This is a genomic window from Streptomyces spectabilis, assembly GCF_008704795.1.
Classification (GTDB): Bacteria; Actinomycetota; Actinomycetes; order Streptomycetales; family Streptomycetaceae; genus Streptomyces; species Streptomyces spectabilis.
Window position 1 is genome coordinate 9,611,725 of the sequence record NZ_CP023690.1, and the last position, 23,995, is coordinate 9,635,719.

Below are 23,995 nucleotides of genomic sequence, written 5' to 3' on the forward strand. Positions count from 1 at the left end.
GCGCGGAGCGCCCGGTCCGGTCGGACGGGGCGCTCCGCGCGCTCGCGGACACGTGGTGCCGTCAGACCCCGGCGGCGCCCGCTGTCACCGCCAGCTGCACGCGGCTGTGGCGCGGTGTGTCGATCTCGTCGAGCAGGGCGATCGCGAGGTCCGCGTGGGAGATCCGGCCCGGACCGTCGAGGACGGTGCCGACGGCGGTCCGGTAGCCGCCCGTGGGCGCGGCGTCGGCGTTGAGGTCCAGCGGCGGCACGACCATCAGCCAGTCGAGCTCCGGCCCGGCCGCGGAGAGCAGCTCGAACTCCGCGACGTGCCCCTGGGCGAAGGCCCGCCACTGCTCAGGGAAGTCCGTGCCGTCCATGATCCGTACGCCGGGGGCCGTCTCCAGCGTGGTGGCGATGCCCAGGACGAGGAGCCGCCGCACACCCGCCTCCGCGAGCCCCGCGACCAGCGCGTTCGCCGCCGCGGTGAAGTATTCCTCGGAGCCGATGTCGAGGCGCGCCGACGCGTTGACCGCCGCGCGGTGACCCGGTGCGAGGGCCGCCACCGAGCGCGGATCGGTCACGTCTCCCCGTACGACGGTGACGTGCTCGCCGCCCAGGTCCTGGTACGTGGCGGGGTCACGTACTACCGCGGTCACCCGGTGGCCGCGCGCCACGGCCTCGGCCACCGCCGCCCGGCCGACGCGTCCACCCGCTCCGAAAACGATGAGGTCGTTGTTCATGCGGCCGACGGTAGGACGGGGGTGCCTGGTTACTGCAAAGGTACTGGGGTTAGCGTCGGGTGGGTGAACCAGCAAGCGCCGCAGCCGTCGCACCAGCCCCTGCACCCGGAGATGTTCGCCGATCCCGGCTGTTCCGACCGGGCGGGGCCGTTCCGCGTCGGCGACAAGTGGACCGGGATGGTGCTGCGCTGTCTGGAGGGCGGCCCGCGCCGGTTCACCGAGCTGAGGGTGCCGCTGCACTGGGTCACCCCGAAGGTGCTCACCGAGACGCTCCGCTCGATGGAGCGCAACGGTTTCGTGAGCCGGACCGTGCACGACGAGAACCCGCCGCGAGTGGAGTACGAGTTGACCGCTCTGGGGCGTTCGCTGCTCGAACCGCTGGACTTCGCCTGCGACTGGGCGCGTACCCACGCGCCGGAGATCGTCGCGGCGAGAGCGGCCTACGAGACGGAATGAGCGCAGCCATGGCCGGACACGACGGAGAGGCGCAGGGCGGAATCACGCTGAATTCCACGCTGCGCGCGGAGATCAACCTGCCCTGCCCGGCGAGCGGGGCCGCCTATCGCGAACTGGCCGAAGCCTGGTTCTCGGCCGCGCTCGACGAACTCGCGGGCCCGCTGGGGGCGCGGTTCACGCCCGCGGCGGACTTCACCCACCGTGCCGCCGCACTCAGCCGCGGCGAAGCGGCACCGGGGGAGCTGTGGGCGACCCTGGTGCTCCTCGAACCCACCGAGCGCCGCCAGAAGCCGTACGAAGTCCCCTGGACCCCGAAGAACTGGACCGCCTTTCTCCGGGACCTCGCCGCCATGCCCGGTCACGCGAGCGTCGGACTCAGGGCCATCGGCCGCGACGGCGACCCCGACGAGCCATGGCTCGACGTGTCCGTGGTCAGGGAACACGAAACCCCGGAACGCGTCTCGCTCGTCGCGTCCCGCACGACGGAGGAGTTCACCGACCCCGGTGCCCGGCACGGAGCCCAGCGACGCTGGACCGAGTTCTTCCGCACGCAGGTGCGGCGTCACGAGGGCCTCCTCTACGGAAACATCACGGACGACGGCGAATCCGTCACGGGGAGGACCGCCCTCGAAACCGATCTCGGGCTGCTCCTCGAGGACACGTTCCCGCACTTGGACACCGTGCTCCGTGGATATGCGTGGTGGACGGTCTGTCCCCCGGGCGTGGTGGCCGCGCTCGGCGGCATCGACGCCCTGCGCGGAAGCGGCGCCTTCCACGAGGTGGAGCCGCTCCCCGGCGGCGGGGCATCGCTCCGGGCGACGGAGAACATCTGGGCCTACGGTCCGGAGCGGGTCCGGGAGGTCTTCCTGGCCCTGGCGCCCGTCCTGCCCGAAGGGCAGCCGGTCCAGGGGATCCCCTGGATGCCGTCGGAGACGAGCAGACTGGTCTACGAGGACGCTGCGGACCACCGCTGAACGACGCGCCGCCGAGCCGCGCGCCCCGGTCGGCACAGCCTGCTCACAGGTGGGCCCGCCGCGACGGGGGAGCACGGCGGGCCCGGCCATCAGTGTGCCCGAGCGGGCGTCGGCCATGCGTGCCGCGCACCGGATTTGGCCGAGTGTCTCCGGTGCGGCGCCCGCCGCGTTCGGGACCATTCGGCCTGGAAGGAGACAAGTGGCGCGCTCGCGCCGGAGGAGTCGGGCGAAAGACTCCGGCGCCCGCCGACTGGCCAGATACGGTGCTGGGCATGGCGAACAGCACGAGCACCGACCACGACCTGCCCGGATACGCCTTGCTGATTGCCGCCGAGCCACCGGTGCGCCACCCGCTCGCCGTCACCGCCCAACTGCCGCCGCTGGCCGCGCTCCCGCCGGCGCGGCTCGTCGGCACCCGGCAGGCGAGCGCGGTCCAACTGGCCAATCCCGACGACCCCCAGACCGTTCTGACGTGTCTGCGCACAGCTGCCGCCGCGGAGGGGCACCTGCTCGTGTACGCGGCCGGACACCTGGTCGTCGACACCCGCCAGCACCGCCTCCACCTGGCCCTTGCCCGCACCACCGCACGCACCGTCCGCTACACGGCCCTGCCGTGGCACTGGCTCGCCGCCGAGCTGCGGCACCGGCCGCCGGGCAGCACGACCGTGGTCGCCGACCTGGCCGCTGACGCCGGTGTGTGGCAGGCGCTCGTCAGCCGTGAGCAGGCGCTCGACGGCCCTTACGCGCTGTACGGAGCCGTGCAGTTGGAGGACCGCCGCCATCGGCCCACTCCTGCCTACACGCGCGCCTTCGCCCACATACTGCGCACGGTTTCGGCCACTCCTCCCGCTCATGTGCTGCACGAGGAGGCCGTCGGCGCCGCCGTGCCCGATGTCGACGCCGCCGCGACTCTTTGGCTGGGAGGCGTCGCTCCGGCGCCCCCCGCGGAGCGGCATCCTGTGGGCGTTCCCGTCGGCGTCCCCGAACCCAGGACGGCACCTGGCGCGCCGACCGCCGCCCTCGTCTCCGCCGCGCCCGCGCCGCCCACCGCGGCCCTGTCCCTCGCGGATCCGCACCGCGCCATCAGCGAGGCGAGCCAGGCCGGGCGGCACGCGGAGGCCGCCGCCGTCGCCGCCGCGTGCGAGCAGAACGCCCTGCGCGGCCACGGCGCGACCTCGCCCGAGGTGGCCCACTGGATCGAGGTGCGCGCCTTCCTGGCCTTCGCGGAGGGTGCCGTGGACCGGGCGTGCGAGCTGTGGATGCGGGGCGCGGTCACCCGTCTGATGGCCGAGCAGCCGGAGAGCCACCCCGCCGTCGCGGAGGCCGTCGACCGCGCCCACCACGCCTGGCACCGCGTCACCGAGCCCGGCCGCGTCCGGGAGCTGGGCACCGAACTGCTCAGCCTGCGGACCCGGGTGCCGGGGAAGGACGGTGCCCGCGAGGACGTGCGGCAGCGGCTGGCGAAGCTCGCCGAGGCGCTGAGCCACTGACGAGGCCCCGCCGCACCGGCCGGGCCGTCCTGGGTGGGCGACCCTCGGTATATGGCCACGTCAGAGCCGATTTGCGCCGCCCCGGGGCCCGTATGTCAGAGTGGCCGTCCCGGTCGGTCGAGCGCCTGACGTTCCCGGATCCGTGTACCCGTACCCCCTTCCTTTGCAGAGAGCGATGCAGGCTACGACTCTTGTCTCCCGGACCGCCGACCTGTTCGACCAGGGCCTGGAGCGACAGTCCGGTGCCGCCCTGCTGCGCTTCGGCGCCGCGCGGCGGCGCCAGGACGACCGGACCGGCTGGTCCGGCGACGGCGCGGTCGCCTGGCTGGACGCCGGGCGCGGACATGTGTGGAGCGTGGGCGACGCGGCGGCCGCCGCGGAACTCGTGCTGAACGCCGAGCGTGAACGACCCGGTGCGATACGGGAGTTCACCGGCCCGCGCGGCAGTGACGAGCTGGTGGGGCAGCGGCGCGAGCTCACCGACGTCGTCGAGTGGGTCTTCCGCTGGACGCTCGTGGAGCCGCCCGTCATGCGCAACGAGGAGCGCGTGGTCGCGCTCGGCGAGGAGCACCACGAGGAACTGATCGCCTTCCTCGGCGCGCACAGCCCGGCCCACTCCACGGGCCCCGGCTCCGCCGACGTCAGCCTCTGGGCCGGGATCCGCGACGCCGACGGGCAGCTCGTCGCCTGCGGCGCCCTGAGCAGCCTGCGCGACAGCGGAGCACCGCTGATGGCGTCCGTCGCCACCGACGCGTCCCGGCGCGGCCAGGGCTTCGGTGCCGCGCTCACCGCCTGGCTGACCAGGTACGCGGTGCGCGAGCACGGCTTCTGCACCCTCTGGCAGATCTCGGACAACGCACCCGCGCAGCGGCTCTACGACCGGCTCGGCTACCGCGACGAGGACCACTGCGTCTCGGCGCGCATCGTCGGCGCGGCGTGAGGCCCGCGGCGCGGGGCGCCGCGCCTCACTGCCCGGTCCTGGCCCGCTCGTGTACGGCCGTGACGTGGGTGACGGCGGCGGACAGCTGCTCCTGGACCGCTTCCGGCAGCGGGGCGCCCTTGATGGAACCGACGACCTGCTGAGCCAGCAGATACAGCTTGATGTTGGTGTTCTGCGAGGTCATGACCAGGACGTCCCACGCCTCCTCCTCCCCGAGGGTGAAGACGGCCATCAGGATCCCGCGGGCCGTGTCGATGGGGCCCCGCGTCTGCATCGCACGCCGCAGCTGGACGACCTTGACGCGCAGATTGACCTCGGAGTCACCGGAGTTGCCGGAGCCGTCGGCGGCGGACGGGACGCCCGTCGCCGCGTCGGCCCCGGTCGTGAACAGGGGGAGGGCGTCGGCGAGGGCGAAGACCCGCTCGGCCGCCGGGCTGAGCGCGCGGATCCTGACCGACTTCGCCTCGTCCAGGGCCTGCTGTCGCAGGGTCAGCAGGGTGTTGAGGCCGCAGCAGTCGCAGAACTCGACGCCGCCGAGGTCCACGTCGATGCCGTGGGCGGAGCGGCTGAGCGCCGCCCGCAGCTCCCGTCGCAGCTCCTGGTCCGTGTCGAGGTCGAGATCACCGCGGACGGCGACCACCAGCCGGTCGCCCTCGGCCCGGGTGTGGAGCGTCAGCTCGGTCTGCGGTGCCGTGCCGCGGGAAGCGGCAAGCCCGGCACGGCTTTCGGCTCGCCCGGTCTCTGGCTGCGCCGCCTGCGGCATGGTCTTCTCCCCTGGCCTGGAGCACCTGTGTTTCTGCCGTCACCAGATTCGCCGCCCCACGAACCAACGTCAACGGATACACGAAATCTGGTTCACGTATTTTCATGCCTGAATCACCTAGCGTACGATCTGCTCCATGAGTGGAGCATCGGAGCCGCACACGGGATGGACGTTCATCACCAACCACGCGCGGGTACTCGCTGTCATCGCCGAGGACCAGAACGCGCGGGTCCGGGACATCGCCGCTCACTGCAGACTCACGGAACGCGCCGTCCAGAAGATCATCTCCGATCTGGAGCACAGCGGGTACCTGTCCCACACCCGCGAAGGGCGCGGCAACACCTACCAGATCGAACCGGGAACGATCCTGCGTCACCCCGCCGAGGCCGGCCTCACCGTCTCGTCCCTCCTGGGCCTCCTGGCCCAGGTCGACGCCCCGCACGCCGCCGCGCCGCAGGCCGACCAGGAATCCATGAGGGGCGCCTGAACCGGTCCTGCCCCCAGGCCGTCGCCGACGTCGAGGCCTGCGCCCGGTGCCAGCTGTGCCCGCACCTCCGTGCGCCGTCACACGATGCCGCTGACCGTCACGGACACGTGCACCGGGACCCTCGCTGACATGACGGTCCGCGCGGCCCGCGTCGCCGCCTCGCGGACCGCGCGGGTCACGTCGAGGGCACGGCGGCCCCGGTGCGCCACCACGAACACCTCCAAGGTGATGCCGCCGCCGCTCGCGCCGCGGACGCGTACGGCCGAAGTCGGCGCCGTCGGCGCGCTGTCGACGCGGCGCGCCGACGCGGCGGCGCGCAGGCGTTCGGCGAGCCCCGGCCGCAGGAAGGCCACCCCGGGGACCTCGCCCACCGCCGCGGCGACGGCCTCGACGAGCCGCCGGTCGTCCTGCGCCCCGGTCACCATGCCCCGCCTCCGCTCCGGTCCGTACCGCCACGCGGCCCGTCCGCCGACGGCGGACCGTCGAGCAGATCGGTGATCACCACGTCGACGGCCGCCACGCGCAGGCCCAGGTCGTCCGCGGCCGCGTCGGTGATCCGGCGCCGTACGCGGTCCGCGACCTCCGGCAGGTCCCAGAACGGGGCGGCCTGGATCTCGATGCGCACGCCGACCGGGGCGCGCGTCGAACCGCCGGGCCCCGCGGGGGCCACGCGGCAGCTGCCCGCCCGCACGCCCGGCAGCGTCTCGGCCGCCGCGCGGAACGTGCGCGCGGCCGCGGCCTCCACGATCCACGCGTCCTCGTCCGGCTCCCCCAGGGGAAGCGTGCGCCCGGGCCGCAGTTCGAGCCGGACCACGTCCATGATCCGCGCACTGAGCGCCGAGGCGTCCGAGGGCCACGCGGAGCGCTGCGCGTCCCGCGCCCGCCGCACCACGTCCTGCAACTCGTAGAAGCCGTCGAGCGCCGGGAGACAGTACGGGCAGTCCGCGACGTGCGGATCCGGCTCGCCCGCCTCCCCGGCCTCCCAGACCTCGATGAGCCTGCGGCCGCAGAGCAGCCGCTCCTCCTCCGGCGCCGTCCCGTCCGGGGTGCCGCCGGACGGGATCGGCGTCTCGTCGCCCGCTCCGGGCCCGCCGTGTTCGTTCACCGCCATGCCGCCATCGTCTCCATCAAGTGGCGCCGCGCCCGGAAGACCCGGGCCCGCGCCGCTCCCGTCGTGATGCCGACCGTCTCGGCCACGGACTCGTACGGCATGTCGTCGAGTTCGCGCAGGACCCAGCACACGCGCTGCTCCGCCGAGAGGCCCTCCATGGCCTTCGTCAGGTCCTCGACGGCGGCGAAGCCCTCCACGGCCCGCGGCGGCGAGACCTGGTACTCGGGCGCGGCGGGCTCGGGCACCTCATCGAGGCCCGCGACACGGGGGCGGGCCCGGAGCAGATTGAGGCACCTGTTGGTGACGATGCGGTGCATCCAGGTGCCGAAGCGAGCGTCACGGCGGAACTCGGGCAGCTTGCGCCAGGCGCTCACGAACGATTCCTGCACGGCGTCCTCCGCTTCCGTCGGGCTGCCGAGGAGCCGGGTGGCCAGCTGCAGCAGCCGGGGGCCGTGGCACAGGACGAGCACTTCGAAGGCCTCCTCGTCCCCTTCCGCCGCCCGCACCGCGAGCAACGCGTCGTCGTGCCGGGGGGAAGGTCCTGCTTCCCACGGTGTCCCGTAGTCGTCCCCGGGCACGCTCGGCTCCTCTCTGGTGGTCCTCTCCTTACGACACGGCCGGGGGCGCGGATGTTACGCGACCCTGACCGATTCCTGTTCGGTCGAAGAAGTGCCCGCGGATGCGTAACACGCGCACGGGCACTCGGGTCAGAGCAGAGGAAGGCACCTACGGACACCACCGTGAGACGAGGAGAGGCCCCATGGCGACTCAAGAGCTGGCTTCGAAGGCGAACACGCCCCAGACCGCGGAGAACACCGGTGGCGGCCGGCAGAACGCGCCGGGAGCCACCACCCTCACCGGCCGCACCGGCGCCGACGAGCCTGCGGCCACGCGCGGCAGGACGTCCATCGCCGACGTGGTCGTGGTCAAGATCGCGGGCATGGCCACGCGGGAGATCCCCGGCGTGTACGACATGGGCGGCGGCCTGTCCCGTGCCATCGGCGCCGTACGCGACCGCGTCCCGGGCGGCCGCTCGAACGTCGGGCGCGGCGTGAAGGTGGAGGTCGGCGAGCGCCAGACCGCCATCGACCTCGACGTCGTCGTCGAGTACGGCGTGCCGATCACGGACGTCGCCCACGACGTGCGCGAGAACGTCATCGCCGCCGTGGAGCGCATCACCGGTCTGGAGGTCGTGGAGGTCAACGTCGCCATCAACGACGTGCACCTGCCTGAGGACGACAACGCCGACAACGGCTCGGCGCGCGTGGAGTGAGCGCCCGCGCGTCGTGACGTCCCGTCCCCCGACATGAGGTGAAGCATGAGTACAGCCCTAGTGAGTTTGATCGTGGGCATGGCCCTGGGATTCGCCGGCTGGTTCGGCGGCTTCGGCGCCTTCCTGCTCGTGGCCGCGCTCGGCGCGGTGGGCTTCGTGGTGGGGCGACTCGTGGACGACGGCGTCGGCCTGCGCGAGTTCCTCACCGGCCGCGGCTCGGAGCGCCGATGACCACGCCCCCGCGCCCGTCGGCACCCCGCACGCCCCCGGCGCAGCGCGGCACGACGACCGTCGCCGACCGCGCGGTCCGCCGTGTGGCGCAGCGCGCCGCGGCACAGACGCCGATCCCCGGCGGGGTGCGCGCCGACGGCGGTTCCGCCGTCGTGCGGGGCCCGAGCGCCCGCGTCGGGGTCACCGTGGCACTGCCGTACCCGGGCGTCCTCGACGCGTCGGCCCGTGCGGTCCAGCGGCACGTCACCGCGCGCACCGCCGAACTCACCGGTCTGACCGTGCGGCCCGTCAGCGTGCACGTCCGGGCCCTGGACCGGTGCGAGCGGGGCCCCGAGGGGACGGAGGGTCCGCTGGAAGCCCCCGCTGTCTCCTCGGCGAAGCCGGGCCCGCGTCCCGCGCGCCGGGCCCGGCGGCCCTGGTCCCCGCGCCGCCTGCCCGTCGCCGTGGGCGCGCTCGTCGTCGCGGCCGGGTGCGCGGTGCCGCTGTACGACATGGTGGCGGTGCACGCGGCCGGGCGCGCTCCGGCCGAGTGGCGCGTCCGCCTGGTCGCGTGGCTGTCCGCGCACGGGCCCGACGGCGGCACGGTCACCGGCCTCGCGGCGGCCGGGACCATCCTGCTCGGCCTGTGGATGGTCGTCCTGGCCGTCACCCCGGGCCGTCGCGCGTGCTTGCCGATGGCACCGCCCGACGAGGACACCCGAGCCGAACTCCCCCGGGGCGCGGTGGCGGTGCTGCTGCGCGACTCCGTCGCCGTGCTGCCCGCGATCACCCGCGTCCGGGTGCGGGTGGGCCGCCGTCGGGCGCGGGTGCGCGCGGAACTGGCCTTCGGCGATCGGCCGGGCGCGCTGGAAGCGGTGACGCGCGCGGCGGAGGACGCCCTGGGCGGATGCGGCCTCGCCCGGCCTCCACGGCTGCGCGTGCGGCTGCGGTCCGGGCCGGACGTCCCCGCCGCCGCGGCCGTCGACGCGGGCGGAGGAGCGCCGGGATGAGTGGCCTGCGCTCCACCGCCAACAGGGCGGCCCTGCTGGTGACCGGCGGTCTCGCCGTGCTCGCGGGCGCGGCACTGGCCTCGACGACCGACGCCGTGCGACGGCGGCTGCCCGAGGGGTGGGCGCGCCTGGACCCCGACCGCGTGTGGCTGGACGCGGCGGCCCTGGACCGGTGGCGGGCGCACGCCTTGTGGCCCGCCGCCGTGATCGCCGCGCTGGCGCTCGGGGTGCTCGCCTTCGGGGCCTGGGCGGCGTACGGGATCCGGCCGGGGCGACTGCGCCGGCTGCCCCTGGGAGACCCGAGGCCCGCGAAGGACGGCGGCATCACCCTGTCCGGCACGGCCCTGGCCGCGGCCCTCACCGACCGGGCCCGGTCCACGCCCGGCGTCGACCGGGCCCGGGTGCGCCTCCACGGCCGCCCGCGGCGCCTTCGGGCCCACGTCACGGTGACGCTCACGCCCGGCGCCGCACCGGCCGCGGTGCTCCAGCGGCTCGCCCGCGGCACGCTGGCCGAGGCGCGGGAGTCCGTCGCGCCCCGGACGCTCCGTACCGAGATCCACTTCGAGGTCCGCCCGCACGCCGCGCGCCGACTGCGGTGAGCGCCCAGGGGCGGCGAGCGGGGCTTTGCTACGGCTGCTTGCCGCGGGCGTGCCGGAAGCGGTCGAGCCCGTCGGACAGCTCGATGACGGGGTCGGGGTAGTCGAGGGCCGCGCGGTCGAGGCCGGGCAGCTTCCACGGCTCGTGCACCAACGGAGCGTCGACACCGGCGAGTTCGGGGACCCAGCGGCGCACGTACGTGCCCTCCGGGTCGTACTTCTTGGCCTGGGTGACCGGGTTGAGCACCCGGTTGGGGCGGGTGTCGGTGCCGGTGCCCGCCATCCACTGCCAGTTGAGCTGGTTGTTGGCCACGTCGCCGTCCACCAGCCAGTGCAGGAAGTGGGCGGCGCCGATCCGCCAGTCGACGTACAGGGTCTTGGCCAGGAAGCTCGCCGTGAGCAGCCGGGCGCGGTTGTGCATCCAGCCCTCGTGGCGCAGTTGCCGCATGGCCGCGTCGATGAGCGGATAGCCGGTGCGGCCCGTGCGCCAGGCCTCGATGTCCTCGGCGGCGGTGCGCTCCGTGCGCCAGCGGTCGTGCTTGGTGCGGTAGTCGGCGCGGGCGGCGTCCGGCCGGGCGGCGAGGACCTGGCGGTGGAAGTCGCGCCAGGCGAGCTGCCGGACGAACGCCTCGGCGCCGGGACCGCCGTGGCGGCGCGCGCGCCGCACCAGCTCCACCGGGGACAGCGTGCCGAAGTGCAGATGGGGCGAGAAGCGCGAGGTGGCGTCGGCGGCCAGGTCGTCGCGGGTGTCCTCATAAGCGCCCAGACCACGGCGCCAGTACGCGGTCACCCGGCCGCGGGCCGCGCTCTCCCCGCCGGGCGGCAGCGCGGGTGACACCTCGGAACTCCCGCCGTGCGCGGACACCTTCTCGCCCCCCACCTCCTCCGGTACGGACACCCGGCGCGGGGTGCCGAAGGCCGGGCGCAGCGGCACCTGCGCCCACTGCCGGTAGTACGGCGTGAAGACGGCGAAGTGGTCGGAGGACGCGGGGGTCACCGTGCCGGGCGGTACGGCGACGGTCACCGCGTCGTGCACGAAGAGGCGGCGCCCCGCCGCCTCCAGGGCGGAGCGCAGCCGCTCCTCCCGGACGGTGGCGAACCGGGTGTGCCCCGCCGACATGTGCACCTCGTCGGCGTCCGCCTCGGTCACCACCCGGCACACCTCCGCCACCAGGTCGCCGGAGCGCACCACGAGCCGCCCGCCCCGCTCGCGCAGCCCGGAGTCCAGATCGGCCAGGCAGTCGTCCAGGAAGGCGTTGCGGTTGGGCGCGGCGAACCCGGTCGCCTCGACGGCGCGGTCCCGTACGAACAGCGGTACGACGGCGTCCGCCGCGTCCAGGGCCGCCCGCAGCGGCGGATGGTCGGTCAGGCGCAGGTCGGAGGTGAACAGGACGACCGAGACGTGCATGGGTGTCAACTTCTTTCGGGGGAGCGCGGAGCCGCTGGGGACACTCAGGTCTTCCGCCGGAGACCGCTCCGCGGATGCGCTGCCGTGGCGCCTGGGTCCTGTGGTGCCGCGTCCGGGCGGTGGGCACCGCCGCCGGCCGGCGGGGGAGTCGCGCGCTCGGCCGCGCGGACGATGTTGCGGGCCATGCCGCCGAAGACGACCGCGTGGAAGGGCGAGACGCTCCACCAGTAGAGCTGACCCAGCAGACCGTGCGGATGGAACAGGGCACGCTGCCGGTAGCGCACGTCCCCGGCCCCGTCGTCGTCCACCCGCATCTCCAGCCAGGCGAGGCCCGGGAGGCGCATCTCGGCGCGGAGCCGCAGCAGCCGCCCGCGTTCGATCTCCTCCACCCGCCAGAAGTCCAGGGAGTCGCCGACCCTGAGCCGTCGCGCGTCACGGCGGCCCCGGCGCAGGCCGACACCGCCCACCAGCCGGTCGAGCCAGCCGCGCACCGCCCACGCCAGCGGGAAGGAGTACCAGCCGTTCTCGCCGCCGATGCCCTCGATGACGTCCCACAGGGCCTCCGGCGCGACCTCGGTCTCCCGTTCGCGCACGTCGGTGTAGAGGCTGCCGCCCGCCCAGTCGGGGTCGGTGGGGAGCGGGTCGCTGGGCGCCCCGGGCACGGAGGCCGACGACCAGCGCGTGGTGACCTCGGCCTCGCGGACGCGCTGCAGCGCGAGGGCGACGGCGCGGTCGAATCCGATGGGATGTCCCGCGGGCGCGGACACGTACCGCGCGATGTCGTTCTCGGCGCACACCACCTCGTGCCGCAGGGACTCCGTCAGCGGGCGGGCGATCCGGGACGGCACGGGCGTCACGAGGCCCACCCAGTGGCTGGACAGGCCGGGCGTCAGGAGGGGCACGGGCAGGATGAGGCGCCGGGGGAGACCGGCGACGGCGGTGTAGCGCCGCATCATGTCGAGGTAGGTGAGCACCTCGGGACCGCCGATGTCGAAGGCGCGGCTGACATCGGCGGGCAGGTCCGCGCAGCCGACCAGCAGACGCAGCACGTCGCGCACCGCGATCGGCTGGATCCTGGTGCGCACCCAGCGCGGGGTGACCATCACCGGCAGCCGTTCGGAGAGGTAGCGCAGCATCTCGAAGCTGGCCGAGCCGGAGCCGATGATCACGGCGGCGCGCAGCACGGCCGTCGGGACACCCGAGTCGAGCAGCACGCGCCCGACCTCCGCGCGGGAGCGCAGATGCGCCGACAGCTCCCGCTCGGGCACCGTCCCCGGGGTCAGACCGCCCAGGTAGACGATCCGGCCGACCCCGGCACGGCGGGCCTGCTCCCCGAAGACGCGGGCCGCGCGCCGGTCGGTCTCCTCGAAGCCGCGCCCGGTGCCGAGGGAGTGCACCAGGTAGTAGGCCACGTCCACGCCGCGCATGGCCTCCGCGACCGACGCGGGATCCGTGACGTCGCCCCGCACCACCTGCACGCGGTCGGCCCACGGATGGTCACGCAGCTTGTGCGGGGTACGGGCCAGACAGCGCACCCGGTGGCCCGCGGCGAGCAGCTCCGGGACGAGCCGCCCCCCGATGTACCCGCTCGCGCCGGTCACCAGGCAGGTCGGACCACCGCCCGCCCGGGACCCGGTCGCCGTGGTGTCGTCGTCGCTCATCGTGGCTCCCGCCGTTCGCCGCTCGCTCGGCCGCCGTCGCCGTAGCGCGTCCGTCATCACTCTCTACGGTGCGAACGAGCCGGACGGATGCGCCCGGCGCGGGCAGCTACGCGGGTGACGGGCGGAGACGCTCCTCGGCCACGGACCACCCACGAGCACGCGACACGGCACTCATGCCGAGGCCCGACGCGGGAATCCGCGGACACATCGCGCGTCAGGCCAATCCATGACGCCCCCGGCTTCGGAATACGGAAGAACATCCACCGCTGTCCGGGAGGCCCTCACGTGAAGGAAGTCGTGCACATCGGATCCCGGGCGGCACCGGGCCCCGACCTTCAGGAGCTGATGGCCCGGGTGGCCCGTGGCGACCAGCAGGCGTTCTCGTCCCTCTACGACGCGGTGACCGCCCCCGTGCTCGGGGTGGTGCGCGGCGTGCTGCGCGACCACGCCCAGTCCGAGGAGGTCGCCCAGGAAGTCCTCGTGGAGGTGTGGCGCACCGCCCCGCGCTACCGGGAGGACCGCGGCACCGCCATGAACTGGGTCCTGACCCTCGCACACCGGCGCGCGGTCGACCGCGTCCGCTCCGTGGAGGCCGCCACCGCCCGGGAGCAGAAGGCGGCCCTGCTCACGCACACGCCGGAGTACGACGAGGTCAGCGAGCAGGTCGAGACCCGTCTTGAGCGCGAGCAGGTCCGCCGGTGCCTGCGCGCCCTCACCGAGGTCCAACGGCAGTCCGTGACGCTGGCCTACTACCGCGGCCTGACTTACCGTCAGGTCGCCGAACTCCTCTCGCTGCCCCTGGGCACCGTCAAGACCCGCCTGCGCGACGGCCTCATCCGGCTGCGCGACTGCTTGGGAGTGAGCGCATGACCATCGGCGCGGACCCCCACACGCTCACCGGTGCCTACGCCGTCGACGCCCTGGACGACGACGAGCGCCGCATGGTCGAGGAGCACCTGGCCCGGTGCCCGTCCTGCGTCCAGGAGGTGCGGGAACTGACGGCGGCCGCGGCGCGCCTCGGCCTCGCGGCGGCCGCCCCGCCCCGCCGTGCGATGAAGGACGAGGTGCTCCGGCGCATCACCACGGTCCGTCAGGAGGCACCGCCGTCGCGGCCGGAACCGCGGGGCGCCGCCGCGTGGCACCGGGTGCGCCGCGCGCCCCGCTGGGCCCTCGCCGCCTGCCTCACCGCGGCCGCCGCCCTGGGCGGTACCGCCGTCTGGCAGCAGCACCAGGCCGAAGAGGCGCGCGAGACGGCCCGACAGGCCGAGGAGCGGTCGGACGACCTGGCGGCCCTGCTGGCCGCGCCCGACGCGAGGGCCCGCACCGCGAAGCTCGCCGACGGGGCACGTGCGACGGTCGTCGTCTCCGGCAGCCGCGACCGGGCCGCGCTCCTGGCGTCCGGCATGGCCGAGCCGCCCCGCGGCAAGGTCTACCAGCTGTGGTTCGACGACAAGGGCTCCATGCGCTCCGCCGGACTCATGGACCGCGACCGCTCCACCACGGCGGTCCTGATGGAGGGCCCGGTCGGCGACGCCACCGGCATGGGCATCACCGTGGAGCCCGCGGGCGGTTCGGCGGAGCCCACCTCACCGCCCGTCGCGCTCGTGGACTTCCCCGCCTGACGTCGTCGGCGAGCCTCAGCCGACGGTGACGAGCACGGAGTGCCAGCCGCTCGCACCGTCCGGGACGGTACGGGTGCGTTCTTGTGTCTGTGTGGTGCCGGTGCGGTCGGTGGCACGGACGGTCAGCGTGTGACTGCCGGACGTGGCCTCCCAGGGGAGGGACCACTGGCGCCAGGTGTCCCGGGTGTCCTCCGCGGCGAGGTCGGCCCGCCGCCAGGGGCCGTCGTCCACGCGGACCTCGACCTTGTCGATGCCGCGGTGCTGGGCCCACGCCACCCCGGCGATCACGACCGTGCCCGGTTCGGGGCGGGCGAAGGGCTTGGGCGTGTCGATGCGGGACTGGGTCTTGACGGGTGCCTCCCGCGCCCAGTCCCGCTTGACCCAGTACGTGTCGTAGTCGTCGAAGGTGGTCAGTTCGATGTCCTCGATCCACTTGCAGGCGGACACGTACCCATAGAGGCCGGGGACGACCATGCGCACCGGGAAGCCGTGGGCGAGCGGCAACGGCTCGCCGTTCATGCCGAGCGCGAGCATCGCGTCGCGGCCGTCCATCACGTCCTCCACCGGAGTGCCGAGGGTCATTCCGTCGACCGAGTGGGCGACCAGCTGATCGGCGGGGCCGCCCCGGGACGGCGGTTCGACACCGCAGCGGGCGAGGAGGCCTTCCAGGCGCACGCCGATCCAGCGCGCGTTGCCCGCGTACGGCCCGCCGACCTCGTTCGATACGCAGGTGAGCGTGATGTCGCGCTCGACGAGAGGCATGCTCAGCAAGTCGTCGTAGGACAGCCGAAGCGCACGAGTGACGCCCCTGCCGTGGATGCGCAGGCTCCAGGACGAGGGCACGACCCGGGGCACGACGAGGGCGGTGTCCACCCGGTAGAAGTCCGCGTTGGGCGTGGTGAACGGGCTGATGCCCGGGACGCGCAGGGCCGCTCCCCGGGGCACCCGGGGAGCGGGCGAGGACGGTGGTGGCAGGGCGACGCGGCTGCGGGCCTTCGCCGCCCGTTCGCCGCCCGCACGGTTCAGTGCCCGGCCGAGCAGACCAGCACCCGTCGACGCGGCGGCCGCGGCTGTGGCGGCGCCGATGAACCTGCGACGATCCCATCCGGGGCCCTGTGTGCCTTCCCCGCCGTCGCGTTCGGGGCGCCCGCGTTCATCAGCTTCGGCAGGTTCGTCGGACGACGGCGGCCGTGGCTTCGCGCGTACCTCGGCGGGCGGCGTTTGCCGGAGCCTCCCGGCGAGCCAGTACAGCAGCGCGGCGCCGGCCGCGGCGCCGACGACGGAGGGCAGCGCGTCCCCCACGCCCGTGGAGTCCGGACGCGCCGTCGCGGCCAGCGCCCCGACAGCCCCGAAGAGCAGGACGCCCGCGGAGCCGACCCGCCGGTATCGCGCGGCCAGGACGCCCAGGACGAGAGCGAACAGGCCCAGGACGCCGAGAATGCCGAGTTGCAGGACGAGCTTGTCGTTCGTGCCGAACGTACGGATCGCCCACAGCTTGAGGGACGCGGGGGTCCTGTCGATGGCAGCGCCGCCGACCGCGACCACGGGCCCGGCCTCGGGACGCACCGCGGCGGACACCAGCTCGGCCACGGCCAAGGCCGTGTGGCCCGCGAGCAGTCCGCTCACCGCGCCCAAGGCGCCGAGGCGAAGGGCCGTGCGGCGCCGAGGGGTTCTCGATTCATCGCTCATACCGGGCATCCGTAGCCGCTCCCGTGGACGGATTGGTTCCGCACCACGGGCGGGGCACGCGGGATGTCACACCGAGTCTTGGGGGACAGCGCCGCGATGACCTGCGGCGACCGAGAACGGACTGATCTCTTCGGGGGAACGGCCAAGCCGAACGGCCCACAGCTCCGAATCACCGGTGCGGGGAGCGGAAGAGCAGTTCCGCTCCCTCCGACCCCCCATCGAGGAGCAGATCATGAGCAGCACCTTCCGTATGCGCCGCGTCGCCCTGGCCCTGGCCACCGCGGCCGTCCTGCCGTTGGCCCTCGTCGCGTGCTCGGACGACAGCGACGGCGAGGACGGCGCTTCCGGCAAGAAGTCCACCGCCGCGCGGGACGACGCGAGCAAGGACGCCGCGGACGACGCGACGAAGAGCGCCGACGAGCCGTTCGGCCCCGCGTGCTCCTCGGTTCCCAAGGACGGCGCGGGCAGCTTCGACGGCATGGCCAAGGACCCGGTCGCCACGGCCGCCTCGCACAATCCGGCCCTGTCGACCCTGGTCACCGCGGTCAAGAAGGCCGGCCTCGTCGACACGCTCAACAACGCCGAGAACATCACCGTGTTCGCGCCCACCAACGACGCCTTCGCCAAGATCCCCCAGAAGGACCTGGACGAGGTCCTCAACGACAAGGCACAGCTGACCAGCATTCTGACCTACCACGTCGTGGGGCAGAAGCTCACTCCCGAGGCCCTGGAGGACGGCTCTTTCCCGACCCTGGAGAAGAGCAGGCTCAGGACCTCGGGATCGGGGGAGTCGTACGAGGTCAACGACTCCGCCGCCGTCGTGTGCGGCAACGTGAGGACCGCCAACGCGAACGTGTACATCATCGACAGCGTTCTGATGCCCAAGAAGTGACGCGCCCGCTCGCCGCTGGGGCGTAGCACTAGCGGCGGTCAGTGGTCGGCCGCCTGCGCCGCCGTGGACGGCGGTTCCAGGAGGTCGCCGTACAGCCCGCCGAGCGTGGCTGCCGCGTCCTCCAGGCCGTGGCAGCGCACGAGCCCCGGCACCGCTCTGCCCGCCCAGCCGGGACCCGCGGTGAGGACCGCGGGGCTGCGCCGCGCCCCCTTCACGCCCCATTCCATGGCGGTCAGGTGCTGGGCGAGCGGGACGCTGGCCGTGGAGCGCGCCTGGGACCACAGCACCACGGCCACCGGGCCGACGCGGCGCACCGACGCGAGCAGCGCCTCCACGGGAACGGCGGCGCCGAGCATGCGCGTCGGCACGCCCCGCCCGCCCAGGGCGGCGTGCAGCGCCTCCAGCGGCAGGGTGTGCTGCTCGTCCGGTACGCAGGCCAGCAGCACGGGCGCGGCGTCGACGGCGGGCCGGGCGGGGACGAGCAGCGGCACGCTGCGCAGCGTGGTCGAGATGTGCCATGACAACAGGTGTTCGACCTCTACGTAACGGTCCCCGGAGGACGCCCACTTCCGGCCCACCGCCCGCAGGGTCGGCACCATGACCTCGTCCCAGGTGACCGTCAGGCCGTGCTCCCTGACCAGGGCGTTGAGCCGGTTCTGCACCTCGGGTGCGTCGAGGCGCACCGCCGCGCGGGCCAGGCCCCTGGACTCCTGCCGCACGTCCCCGAGCGGCAGCCCGCCCCCGGCGCGATCACCGCGTACGGGAGCGGGCGGAGGCGCGGGCGGGGTCGGCACACCCGTCGCAGGACCTTCGGCCGGGCCGCGGCCGCGCCGCTTGGCGATCCGGGCGGCCTCCGCCGGTGGCACGCCCGTGGCGGTGAGCCTGCACATGTCCTCGACCATGGCGACGTCGTGGCGGCTCCACCGGCGATGGCGGCCGTCCGCGCGCACGGCGGGGCCCAGGCCGTAGCGCCGGTCCCAGGACCGCAGTGTGGTCGGTGAGACGCCCAGACGCCGCGCGAGCGCCCCCGTCGTCACGGCGGCGCCGTCGCCCCCGTCCCGCTCCGCCTGCTGCTTGTCGGCCACGCAGTCACCATACGACGCAGAAACGACGCATGTTGCTTCGTTCGACGCGGCCTGCGGACGATGAGAACCCGGCCGCCCCCGCTGAGGCGGACACCGTGCCCCGGTCGGCGGAGCGGTCCGACCGCTCGCCGCGCAGCCGCAGTTCCCTGCCTAAGGAGCCGCAGTCATGCCCTCCACTCACTCCGCCCGACGGACGCTCGGCCCCCGCGTGGCTGACCAGCCACCCGCGCCCCCACGGCGCGCGGGTCCGGAGCAGGCCGAGGCGCAGCAGAGCGACGAGGACATCGCCCGGGGCTTCGTGTCCGGCGGGGAGGACGGCCTCGCCGCCGCCTTCCGCCGCTGGGGGCCACTGGTCCACGCACTGGGCCGGCGCGCACTCGGTGACGCGCGCGAGGCCGAGGACATCACCCAGCAGGTGTTCCTCGCCGCCTGGCGAGCGCGCACCACCTACGCGGTCGGCAGAGGCACGTTCCCCGGATGGCTCATCGGCATCACCCGCCACAAGATCGCCGACGCCCTCGCGGCCCGCACGCGCCGGGCGGACCTGGTCGCCCTCGCGGCGACCGTGCCGCCCGCACGGGAGAACCGGCGCGCCGACCACCCGGAGGCCGTGCTCGACCGCGTGATGATCGGCCACGAGGTGAGCCGTCTGTCACCCGCCCAACGGCGCGTGCTCAGGCTCGCCTTCTACGACGACCTCACCCAGCCGCAGATCGCCGTGGTCACGGGCTGGCCGCTCGGGACGGTGAAGAGCCACGCCCGCCGGGGACTCGAGCAGCTGCGCCGCCAACTGCGGGAGAGCGGTGCGGGGGAGACCCCGGGATGACCCCGGCGGCAGCGGCCGCGTCGCGGCGGCGCGCACCGGGGGCGGGGGCCCGGGCGCGACGCCCGGACCCCCATTCGTTCAGTGCAGCTTGTTCACGGCCGTGCGCGTGGTCCCCTTGAAGGCGTCCACGGGCGGGTCGCCCCAGTTGCTCTCCCACGTCACGACGGTGACGGTGCGTCCGTCACGGCCCACCGAGATCAGCTGGTTCTGGTAGCCCCAGCCGCCCTGGAAGCCGATGCCGTACGCGTGGGCGCCCTCCTCCACGTCGAGACCGCCGTGGTCCCAGAACGTCACGGGCCGGTTCGGGTCCTCCTGCTCCATGCGCTGCTTGCAGCCCCGGACCTCGGTCTCGAAGCGCGCGGCCGTCTCGACGGCCTCCGCCTCCGTCGGCAACGTCACGGAGAGTTGCGTCGCCCCGGCGGTCTCCGGCGTGGAGTACGTCGCGTGCCAGACGTCGCTGTCCGGGAGCGCCGATGTCACGCACAGCGGCCAGTGCGGCCCTTCCGTGGGGAAACTGGAGTAGTACCAGGCCGAGAAGGGGTCCGGGGGCAGATCCGAGGGTTCAAGGAAGCCCGGCATGTCGGCCGCGGCTCCCCGGTCCGCAGCGAGCGCGGGCGGCGCGCCAAGCACCGCTGCCGCGAGGACGGCACCCCCGATAGCGGCCCGTCTGGCCGCGCGTCGTCCCTTGTTCATGCAAGACCCCCCTGTCTCAGGACGCGATACCCGCCTCTCGGGCACCGCTCATGTCAGAAGCATGTGCAGCCACACCCGTCTCTCCGCACCGGCACCCTGAATCGGCTTGAAACACCCGCAAGGTGAGCCGATTCCGCCCGTATGGACCGACCGCTTCCTCTTCCGGCCGCGGTGTCGTCCGGTGTGTCAGGAGTCCCAGGTGGGGCGGCACCCACCCTTGCGATCATGCAGCCGTACGAGATCGATAAAGGTGCTCCTTATCGGTGGCGGCGATGCCGTCGCGAAGCGAGAAAGGATCTTCTTTCGTCCCGTGCATACCCCAATCATTGGCCAAGGCATTGGCCGTTAACCCGACATTCGCCGTTAACCGGAGAGAATTCCACGGAGATGAAGAAGGAAAGAGGTTTCTGCTGGAAGCGCGCGCCCGCGCACAATGCGTGACCGTGCGCCCCTGTGCGCCCCCTATGAAATTCGGCCACGGCTGGATCCCAGTCGGAGGGGCCCTCCGGAGGCCGGGCATCCCTGATCGGTCCATGTCGTGGGATGGCGTCAAAGTGGGCAGCGAGGGTGCGAAACCGGTCACCATCTTTCACGGCGGCAGTCGCTCCTGGTCGAAGGTAGGCGACCGTGCCTGGTGGGGGCCGCTCCTGGCCGGATGTCAGCAGGCGGAAGGCGGCGATTTCTATGGTTGGGTGTTTGGCCATGGGGCGGTGGGGCACACGCGTGGCGGCGGTCCGCACTGGATTGTTGAGGAGCGAACAAGACCGTTCGAAAGCTACTCGGCGGTTACGCAAAACAGACGGTGGAAGCACCCTCCGTTCAACTTCTGGGGGTTGCTATCGAGTGACCCACCGTGAAGACTGTGGCGAGGGTGCTCTGAATATGCGTGGTGCAAAGCACAGGACCGCATCCATGGGATGTGCGTACGTTGTCGTCCGCAGCGGGGAGTCCCGCCTTCGCGGGGCCGCGCCACCGATTCGCACGAGCATGGGGAAATCTCGCGCACAGCCGCGGGGATCGTTTCACTGGGGGATGAGTGATGTCGGCTTGGTTCGCACAACAGGTGCCGTCCTTCGCCGAAGGGCGGACGGAAAGCCGAAGTGCGATGGGGCGGACGTGTTGAGCCAGGCCAAGCGGCCCCGGTGACGGCGGATGGCAGGCGTGCGGGTCGGTGAGGACACCGCCCGTCGCTAGGGCCTGCCCGCCCTCCGTGACGGACGCTCCATCGGCCTGCCCGCACGCCGCGTTCACCCCGCGGGGCCCTTCGGCCCGTGCGAGGACACGCGACCCGCGCGGTGCCACGACGGCCCCGCCCCGCGTGCCCGAGGCGACTCAGCCAGAGCGACCGCCCCACCCCCTGCTTTCGTCGTGCCCGCGCATCCCCCCACTCAAGGGAGAGAAGTGACCAGCAATTCGAGCAACAGCTCATCGACACAGGACCACTTACTGTTCGACACGCTGACCGAACAGTGGCAGGCCCTGCGTGCGGCCGGGCCCGTGCACCACGACGAGGCACAGGGGGTGTGGCACGTCGTCAACCACGAAGGGGTCGCCGCCGTGCTCGCCGACCCCGCGACGTACTCCTCGGACATGACCCCGATCGCCCCCACCCAGGAGGACTTCGAAGCCTTCCGGCAGGGCAACTTCGTCGGCATGGACCCGCCCGAGCACCGCAAGTTCCGCACCCTGGTGAGCCAGGCGTTCACCCCGCGCGTGGTGCACGGGCTCGAACCGCGCATCGAGGCCGTGTGCGCCCGCCTCCTCGACGCCGTGGCGGACCGCGACCGGATCGACATGGTCGACGCGCTCGCCTACCCGCTGCCGATCATCGTGATCGCCGAACTCCTCGGTATCCCCGCCGAGGACCACCCGCTGTTCCAGGAGTGGGCGGCCACCCTCTTCGGCGGCGACCAGCTCAGTGAGACGCCGGACATGGCCGACCTGGAGCGCGCCCTGGAGGCCATCGCCCCGACCGTGCGCGAGATGAACGGCTACGTCCTGGAGCACATCCGCCGCCGCCGTGCCGCGCCCGGCGACGACCTCATCAGCAAGCTCATCGCCGCCGAGGTGGACGGCGTCCGCATGGAGGACCAGGAGATGGTCGGGTTCGTGGCCCTGCTCCTGGTGGCCGGACACATCACCACCACCGCCCTCCTGGGCAACGCCCTGGTCGCCTTCGACCGCAACCCCGGCACGCTCACCGCCCTGCGCGCCGACCCCGGACGGCTGCCCGACGCCATCGAGGAAGTGCTGCGCTGGCTGCCGCCCTTCCCCGAACTGGGCCGCCGCGTCGCCAAGCCCGTCGTCCTCGGCGGCCACGAACTGCCCGCCGACGCCCTCGTGATGGCCCACCTCGGCGCCGCCAACCGCGACCCCGAGCGCTTCACCAAGCCGGACGTCCTCGACGTGACCCGCAGCCCGAACCCGCATCTGACCTTCGGCCACGGCATCCACTTCTGCTTCGGCGCGCCCCTGGCCCGCCTGGAGGCCCGCATCGCGCTGCGGATGCTGCTCGACCGCTTCCGCGACCTCTCCGTCTCGACCTACGACGACGTCACGTACCAGAACCCCGCCGTCCTGGTCGGCGTCCGCCACCTGCCGGTCGACGTCGTCAGACCGTAAGCACCGCGCCCCACGTCCGGCCCGGAGCCCGCCGGTCGGCGCGCCACCCGCCCTGAGCCACTGTTTAACGGGAGCCACTTCGTCATGCCGTACACCACCGCCGCCACGATCATCGAGCGGTCGCCGTCCCGCCTACGCGAAGCCCTGCAGGACCGTCTCGACGTGCTCGCGCGCACCCACCGGGTCCCCGGTGCCCACCTGGCCGTGGACATCGGCACGGACGTGGTCAGCGTGCACACCGGCACCGCCGACGCCACCACCGGCACCGCGTTCACCGCGGACACGGCCGTACCCCTGGGATCCGTCACCAAGGCCTACACCGCGGCCGTCGTGATGCTCCTCGCCGACGACGGCGACCTGGAACTCGACGACCCCGCGAGCGCGTTCCTGCCCGAGCTACGCGCGTTACCTGAGGTAACGATACGTCACCTGCTCAGCCACACCGCGGGCCTGCCCACGGGACCCGACTCGGACACCGCCGCGGGCACCACCGTCTCGCGCTACCTGGCGGGCGTCTGCGCCACCCAGGACACGCTGTTCGCACCCGGCACCGGATTCTCGTACTCCAACGCCGGTTACGTCGCCGCCGGGCGGCTGATCGAGTCCGTCACCGGCATGACCTGGCAGGAAGCCGTCCGCGCCCTGCTCCTGGAACCCCTCGGCACCACGGCCGCCCACCTCGGCGCGTCCGCCCCGACCCGCCCGGCCGCCGTCGGCCACGCCCTGAACACCGCGACCGGACAGCTGCGCCCGGCCCGGCAGAACCTCGCCCCCGTCGAGGCACCGGCGGGCGCCCTCCTTGCGAGCGCCCAGGACCTGGCCGCCCTCGGGAGATCCCTGATAGGCAGGTCCGCCGTGCTGCCGCCCGCCGTCGCGGAACTCATGCGGACCCCCGTGCCCGGCGCCGACCCCGGAGTCCTCGCGGACGCCTGGGGCCTGGGTGTCGCGCTGTTCAAGGAGGACGGCCGCTGGTGGTGCGGCCACGACGGGAACGCCCAGGGCACCTCCTGCCATCTGCGGGCCGAGCCCGACAGCGGCGTGGTCGTCGCCTTCACGGGCAACGCCGGTGGCGCCACCGCCCTGTGGCACGACCTCGCCGACGACCTCACCCGGCTCACCGGCGTGCGCGTGCCGACCGCTCCGGCACCCGCGCAACGGGGCGAACCCGTCGCCCTCCCCGAGTGCGTCGGCACCTACCGCAACGGCGCGCTCGCCTACCGCATCACCCTCGACGTCGACGGCTCCCCGGCGCTGTCCGTGGACGGCGACCTTCCGCTGCCCCTCGTCTGCTACGCCGACCTGACGTGCGACCTGGTCGATCCGGCCACCGGCCGCCGCGAACCCGGCGGCCGCTTCCACCGCGACGCCGCCACCGGCACCGTCGACCGCGTGCAGATCTCGGGCCGCACCGCCCGCCGCACCAGCACCTCCTGAGCACACCCAGCTCCGGCGTGAGCACGCCCGGC

General features: G+C 73.6%; 25 protein-coding genes. 15 read left to right on the top strand and 10 right to left on the bottom strand.

Annotated elements, in window-relative coordinates; genetic code table 11:
- Positions 1 to 61: 61 nt before the first annotated feature.
- Positions 62 to 721 carry an NAD(P)-dependent oxidoreductase gene (locus CP982_RS40770; RefSeq protein ID WP_150515108.1) on the bottom strand — a complete coding sequence of 220 codons (660 nt, stop codon included), beginning with the start codon at positions 719 to 721 and terminating at the stop codon, positions 62 to 64.
- 111 nt (positions 722 to 832) lie between these two features.
- Between CP982_RS40770 and CP982_RS40775 the strand changes: the two genes are divergently transcribed.
- From CP982_RS40775 to CP982_RS40790, 4 genes are all read left to right on the top strand, one after another.
- Entirely contained in the window at positions 833 to 1,177 is a 345-nt protein-coding gene (locus CP982_RS40775; RefSeq protein WP_150515996.1) for a winged helix-turn-helix transcriptional regulator, read from the top strand.
- Positions 1,178 to 1,185: 8 nt separating this feature from the next.
- Positions 1,186 to 2,151, top strand: coding sequence for a hypothetical protein (locus CP982_RS40780; RefSeq protein ID WP_150515109.1), 966 nt, complete (start codon positions 1,186 to 1,188; stop codon positions 2,149 to 2,151).
- A gap of 272 nt (positions 2,152 to 2,423) precedes the next feature.
- The gene (locus CP982_RS40785; protein ID WP_150515110.1) at positions 2,424 to 3,641 is read left to right on the top strand and encodes a hypothetical protein; all 1,218 of its coding nucleotides are present in this window, start codon (positions 2,424 to 2,426) and stop codon (positions 3,639 to 3,641) included.
- Between the two features lie 175 nt (positions 3,642 to 3,816).
- Complete coding sequence (locus CP982_RS40790; RefSeq protein ID WP_150515111.1) at positions 3,817 to 4,581, top strand: GNAT family N-acetyltransferase; 765 nt, start codon at positions 3,817 to 3,819, stop codon at positions 4,579 to 4,581.
- A gap of 25 nt (positions 4,582 to 4,606) precedes the next feature.
- On the opposite strand, the gene CP982_RS40795 is transcribed toward CP982_RS40790, so the two are convergent.
- The gene (locus tag CP982_RS40795; RefSeq protein ID WP_150515112.1) at positions 4,607 to 5,344 is read right to left on the bottom strand and encodes an anti-sigma factor antagonist; all 738 of its coding nucleotides are present in this window, start codon (positions 5,342 to 5,344) and stop codon (positions 4,607 to 4,609) included.
- A 136-nt stretch (positions 5,345 to 5,480) separates the two neighbouring features.
- Between CP982_RS40795 and CP982_RS40800 the strand changes: the two genes are divergently transcribed.
- The gene (locus CP982_RS40800) at positions 5,481 to 5,831 is read left to right on the top strand and encodes a MarR family transcriptional regulator (protein ID WP_150515113.1); all 351 of its coding nucleotides are present in this window, start codon (positions 5,481 to 5,483) and stop codon (positions 5,829 to 5,831) included.
- Between the two features lie 77 nt (positions 5,832 to 5,908).
- Here the strand turns inward: CP982_RS40800 and CP982_RS40805 are convergent, their stop codons facing one another.
- Genes CP982_RS40805 through CP982_RS40815 form a run of 3 tightly spaced genes read right to left on the bottom strand, consistent with a single transcriptional unit; the run spans position 5,909 to position 7,520 of the window.
- Positions 5,909 to 6,256: a hypothetical protein gene (locus tag CP982_RS40805; RefSeq protein ID WP_150515114.1), complete on the bottom strand. Its 348-nt coding sequence runs from the start codon at positions 6,254 to 6,256 to the stop codon at positions 5,909 to 5,911.
- On the bottom strand, positions 6,250 to 6,942 hold the full coding sequence (locus CP982_RS40810; protein WP_221514729.1) for an Asp23/Gls24 family envelope stress response protein: 693 nt from the start codon (positions 6,940 to 6,942) through the stop codon (positions 6,250 to 6,252). The genes CP982_RS40805 and CP982_RS40810 overlap by 7 nt, the downstream gene beginning before the upstream one ends.
- Complete coding sequence (locus tag CP982_RS40815; protein ID WP_229879118.1) at positions 6,933 to 7,520, bottom strand: RNA polymerase sigma factor; 588 nt, start codon at positions 7,518 to 7,520, stop codon at positions 6,933 to 6,935. Before CP982_RS40815 ends, CP982_RS40810 begins: the two co-directional genes overlap by 10 nt.
- A gap of 182 nt (positions 7,521 to 7,702) precedes the next feature.
- Here CP982_RS40815 and CP982_RS40820 point away from each other — a divergent pair, with 182 nt between their 5' ends.
- Genes CP982_RS40820 through CP982_RS40835 form a run of 4 tightly spaced genes read left to right on the top strand, consistent with a single transcriptional unit; the run spans position 7,703 to position 10,034 of the window.
- The gene (locus CP982_RS40820; RefSeq protein WP_150515115.1) at positions 7,703 to 8,215 is read left to right on the top strand and encodes an Asp23/Gls24 family envelope stress response protein; all 513 of its coding nucleotides are present in this window, start codon (positions 7,703 to 7,705) and stop codon (positions 8,213 to 8,215) included.
- 45 nt (positions 8,216 to 8,260) lie between these two features.
- Positions 8,261 to 8,446, top strand: coding sequence for a hypothetical protein (locus CP982_RS40825; protein WP_150515116.1), 186 nt, complete (start codon positions 8,261 to 8,263; stop codon positions 8,444 to 8,446).
- On the top strand, positions 8,443 to 9,435 hold the full coding sequence (locus CP982_RS40830; RefSeq protein WP_150515117.1) for a DUF6286 domain-containing Asp23/Gls24 family envelope stress response protein: 993 nt from the start codon (positions 8,443 to 8,445) through the stop codon (positions 9,433 to 9,435). Before CP982_RS40825 ends, CP982_RS40830 begins: the two co-directional genes overlap by 4 nt.
- Positions 9,432 to 10,034: a DUF6286 domain-containing protein gene (locus CP982_RS40835; protein ID WP_150515118.1), complete on the top strand. Its 603-nt coding sequence runs from the start codon at positions 9,432 to 9,434 to the stop codon at positions 10,032 to 10,034. Before CP982_RS40830 ends, CP982_RS40835 begins: the two co-directional genes overlap by 4 nt.
- A gap of 28 nt (positions 10,035 to 10,062) precedes the next feature.
- Here the strand turns inward: CP982_RS40835 and CP982_RS40840 are convergent, their stop codons facing one another.
- Together CP982_RS40840 and CP982_RS40845 are read right to left on the bottom strand one after the other, a co-directional pair.
- The gene (locus tag CP982_RS40840; protein WP_150515119.1) at positions 10,063 to 11,439 is read right to left on the bottom strand and encodes a cryptochrome/photolyase family protein; all 1,377 of its coding nucleotides are present in this window, start codon (positions 11,437 to 11,439) and stop codon (positions 10,063 to 10,065) included.
- 44 nt (positions 11,440 to 11,483) lie between these two features.
- A complete protein-coding gene (locus tag CP982_RS40845) occupies positions 11,484 to 13,100 on the bottom strand; it encodes an SDR family oxidoreductase (protein WP_150515120.1) in 1,617 nt (538 codons plus the stop codon).
- A 285-nt stretch (positions 13,101 to 13,385) separates the two neighbouring features.
- Between CP982_RS40845 and CP982_RS40850 the strand changes: the two genes are divergently transcribed.
- Together CP982_RS40850 and CP982_RS40855 are read left to right on the top strand one after the other, a co-directional pair.
- Positions 13,386 to 13,970, top strand: coding sequence for a sigma-70 family RNA polymerase sigma factor (locus tag CP982_RS40850; protein ID WP_150515121.1), 585 nt, complete (start codon positions 13,386 to 13,388; stop codon positions 13,968 to 13,970).
- Positions 13,967 to 14,722: an anti-sigma factor gene (locus tag CP982_RS40855; RefSeq protein ID WP_150515122.1), complete on the top strand. Its 756-nt coding sequence runs from the start codon at positions 13,967 to 13,969 to the stop codon at positions 14,720 to 14,722. The genes CP982_RS40850 and CP982_RS40855 overlap by 4 nt, the downstream gene beginning before the upstream one ends.
- A 15-nt stretch (positions 14,723 to 14,737) precedes the next feature.
- Here CP982_RS40855 and CP982_RS40860 read toward each other — a convergent pair whose 3' ends face one another.
- Positions 14,738 to 16,411: a molybdopterin-dependent oxidoreductase gene (locus CP982_RS40860; RefSeq protein WP_150515123.1), complete on the bottom strand. Its 1,674-nt coding sequence runs from the start codon at positions 16,409 to 16,411 to the stop codon at positions 14,738 to 14,740.
- Positions 16,412 to 16,643: 232 nt separating this feature from the next.
- Here CP982_RS40860 and CP982_RS40865 point away from each other — a divergent pair, with 232 nt between their 5' ends.
- A complete protein-coding gene (locus CP982_RS40865) occupies positions 16,644 to 17,303 on the top strand; it encodes a fasciclin domain-containing protein (RefSeq protein ID WP_150515124.1) in 660 nt (219 codons plus the stop codon).
- A gap of 38 nt (positions 17,304 to 17,341) precedes the next feature.
- Here the strand turns inward: CP982_RS40865 and CP982_RS40870 are convergent, their stop codons facing one another.
- Positions 17,342 to 18,388 carry a MerR family transcriptional regulator gene (locus CP982_RS40870; protein ID WP_150515125.1) on the bottom strand — a complete coding sequence of 349 codons (1,047 nt, stop codon included), beginning with the start codon at positions 18,386 to 18,388 and terminating at the stop codon, positions 17,342 to 17,344.
- A 166-nt stretch (positions 18,389 to 18,554) separates the two neighbouring features.
- Between CP982_RS40870 and CP982_RS40875 the strand changes: the two genes are divergently transcribed.
- On the top strand, positions 18,555 to 19,214 hold the full coding sequence (locus tag CP982_RS40875) for an RNA polymerase sigma factor (protein WP_150515126.1): 660 nt from the start codon (positions 18,555 to 18,557) through the stop codon (positions 19,212 to 19,214).
- 78 nt (positions 19,215 to 19,292) lie between these two features.
- Here the strand turns inward: CP982_RS40875 and CP982_RS40880 are convergent, their stop codons facing one another.
- A complete protein-coding gene (locus CP982_RS40880) occupies positions 19,293 to 19,907 on the bottom strand; it encodes a hypothetical protein (protein WP_150515127.1) in 615 nt (204 codons plus the stop codon).
- Between the two features lie 1,401 nt (positions 19,908 to 21,308).
- Here CP982_RS40880 and CP982_RS40885 point away from each other — a divergent pair.
- Entirely contained in the window at positions 21,309 to 22,529 is a 1,221-nt protein-coding gene (locus tag CP982_RS40885; RefSeq protein WP_150515128.1) for a cytochrome P450, read from the top strand.
- Positions 22,530 to 22,613: 84 nt separating this feature from the next.
- Positions 22,614 to 23,963, top strand: a complete 1,350-nt coding sequence (locus CP982_RS40890; protein ID WP_150515129.1) for a serine hydrolase domain-containing protein — start codon at positions 22,614 to 22,616, stop codon at positions 23,961 to 23,963.
- The last annotated feature ends 32 nt before the right edge of the window (positions 23,964 to 23,995 follow it).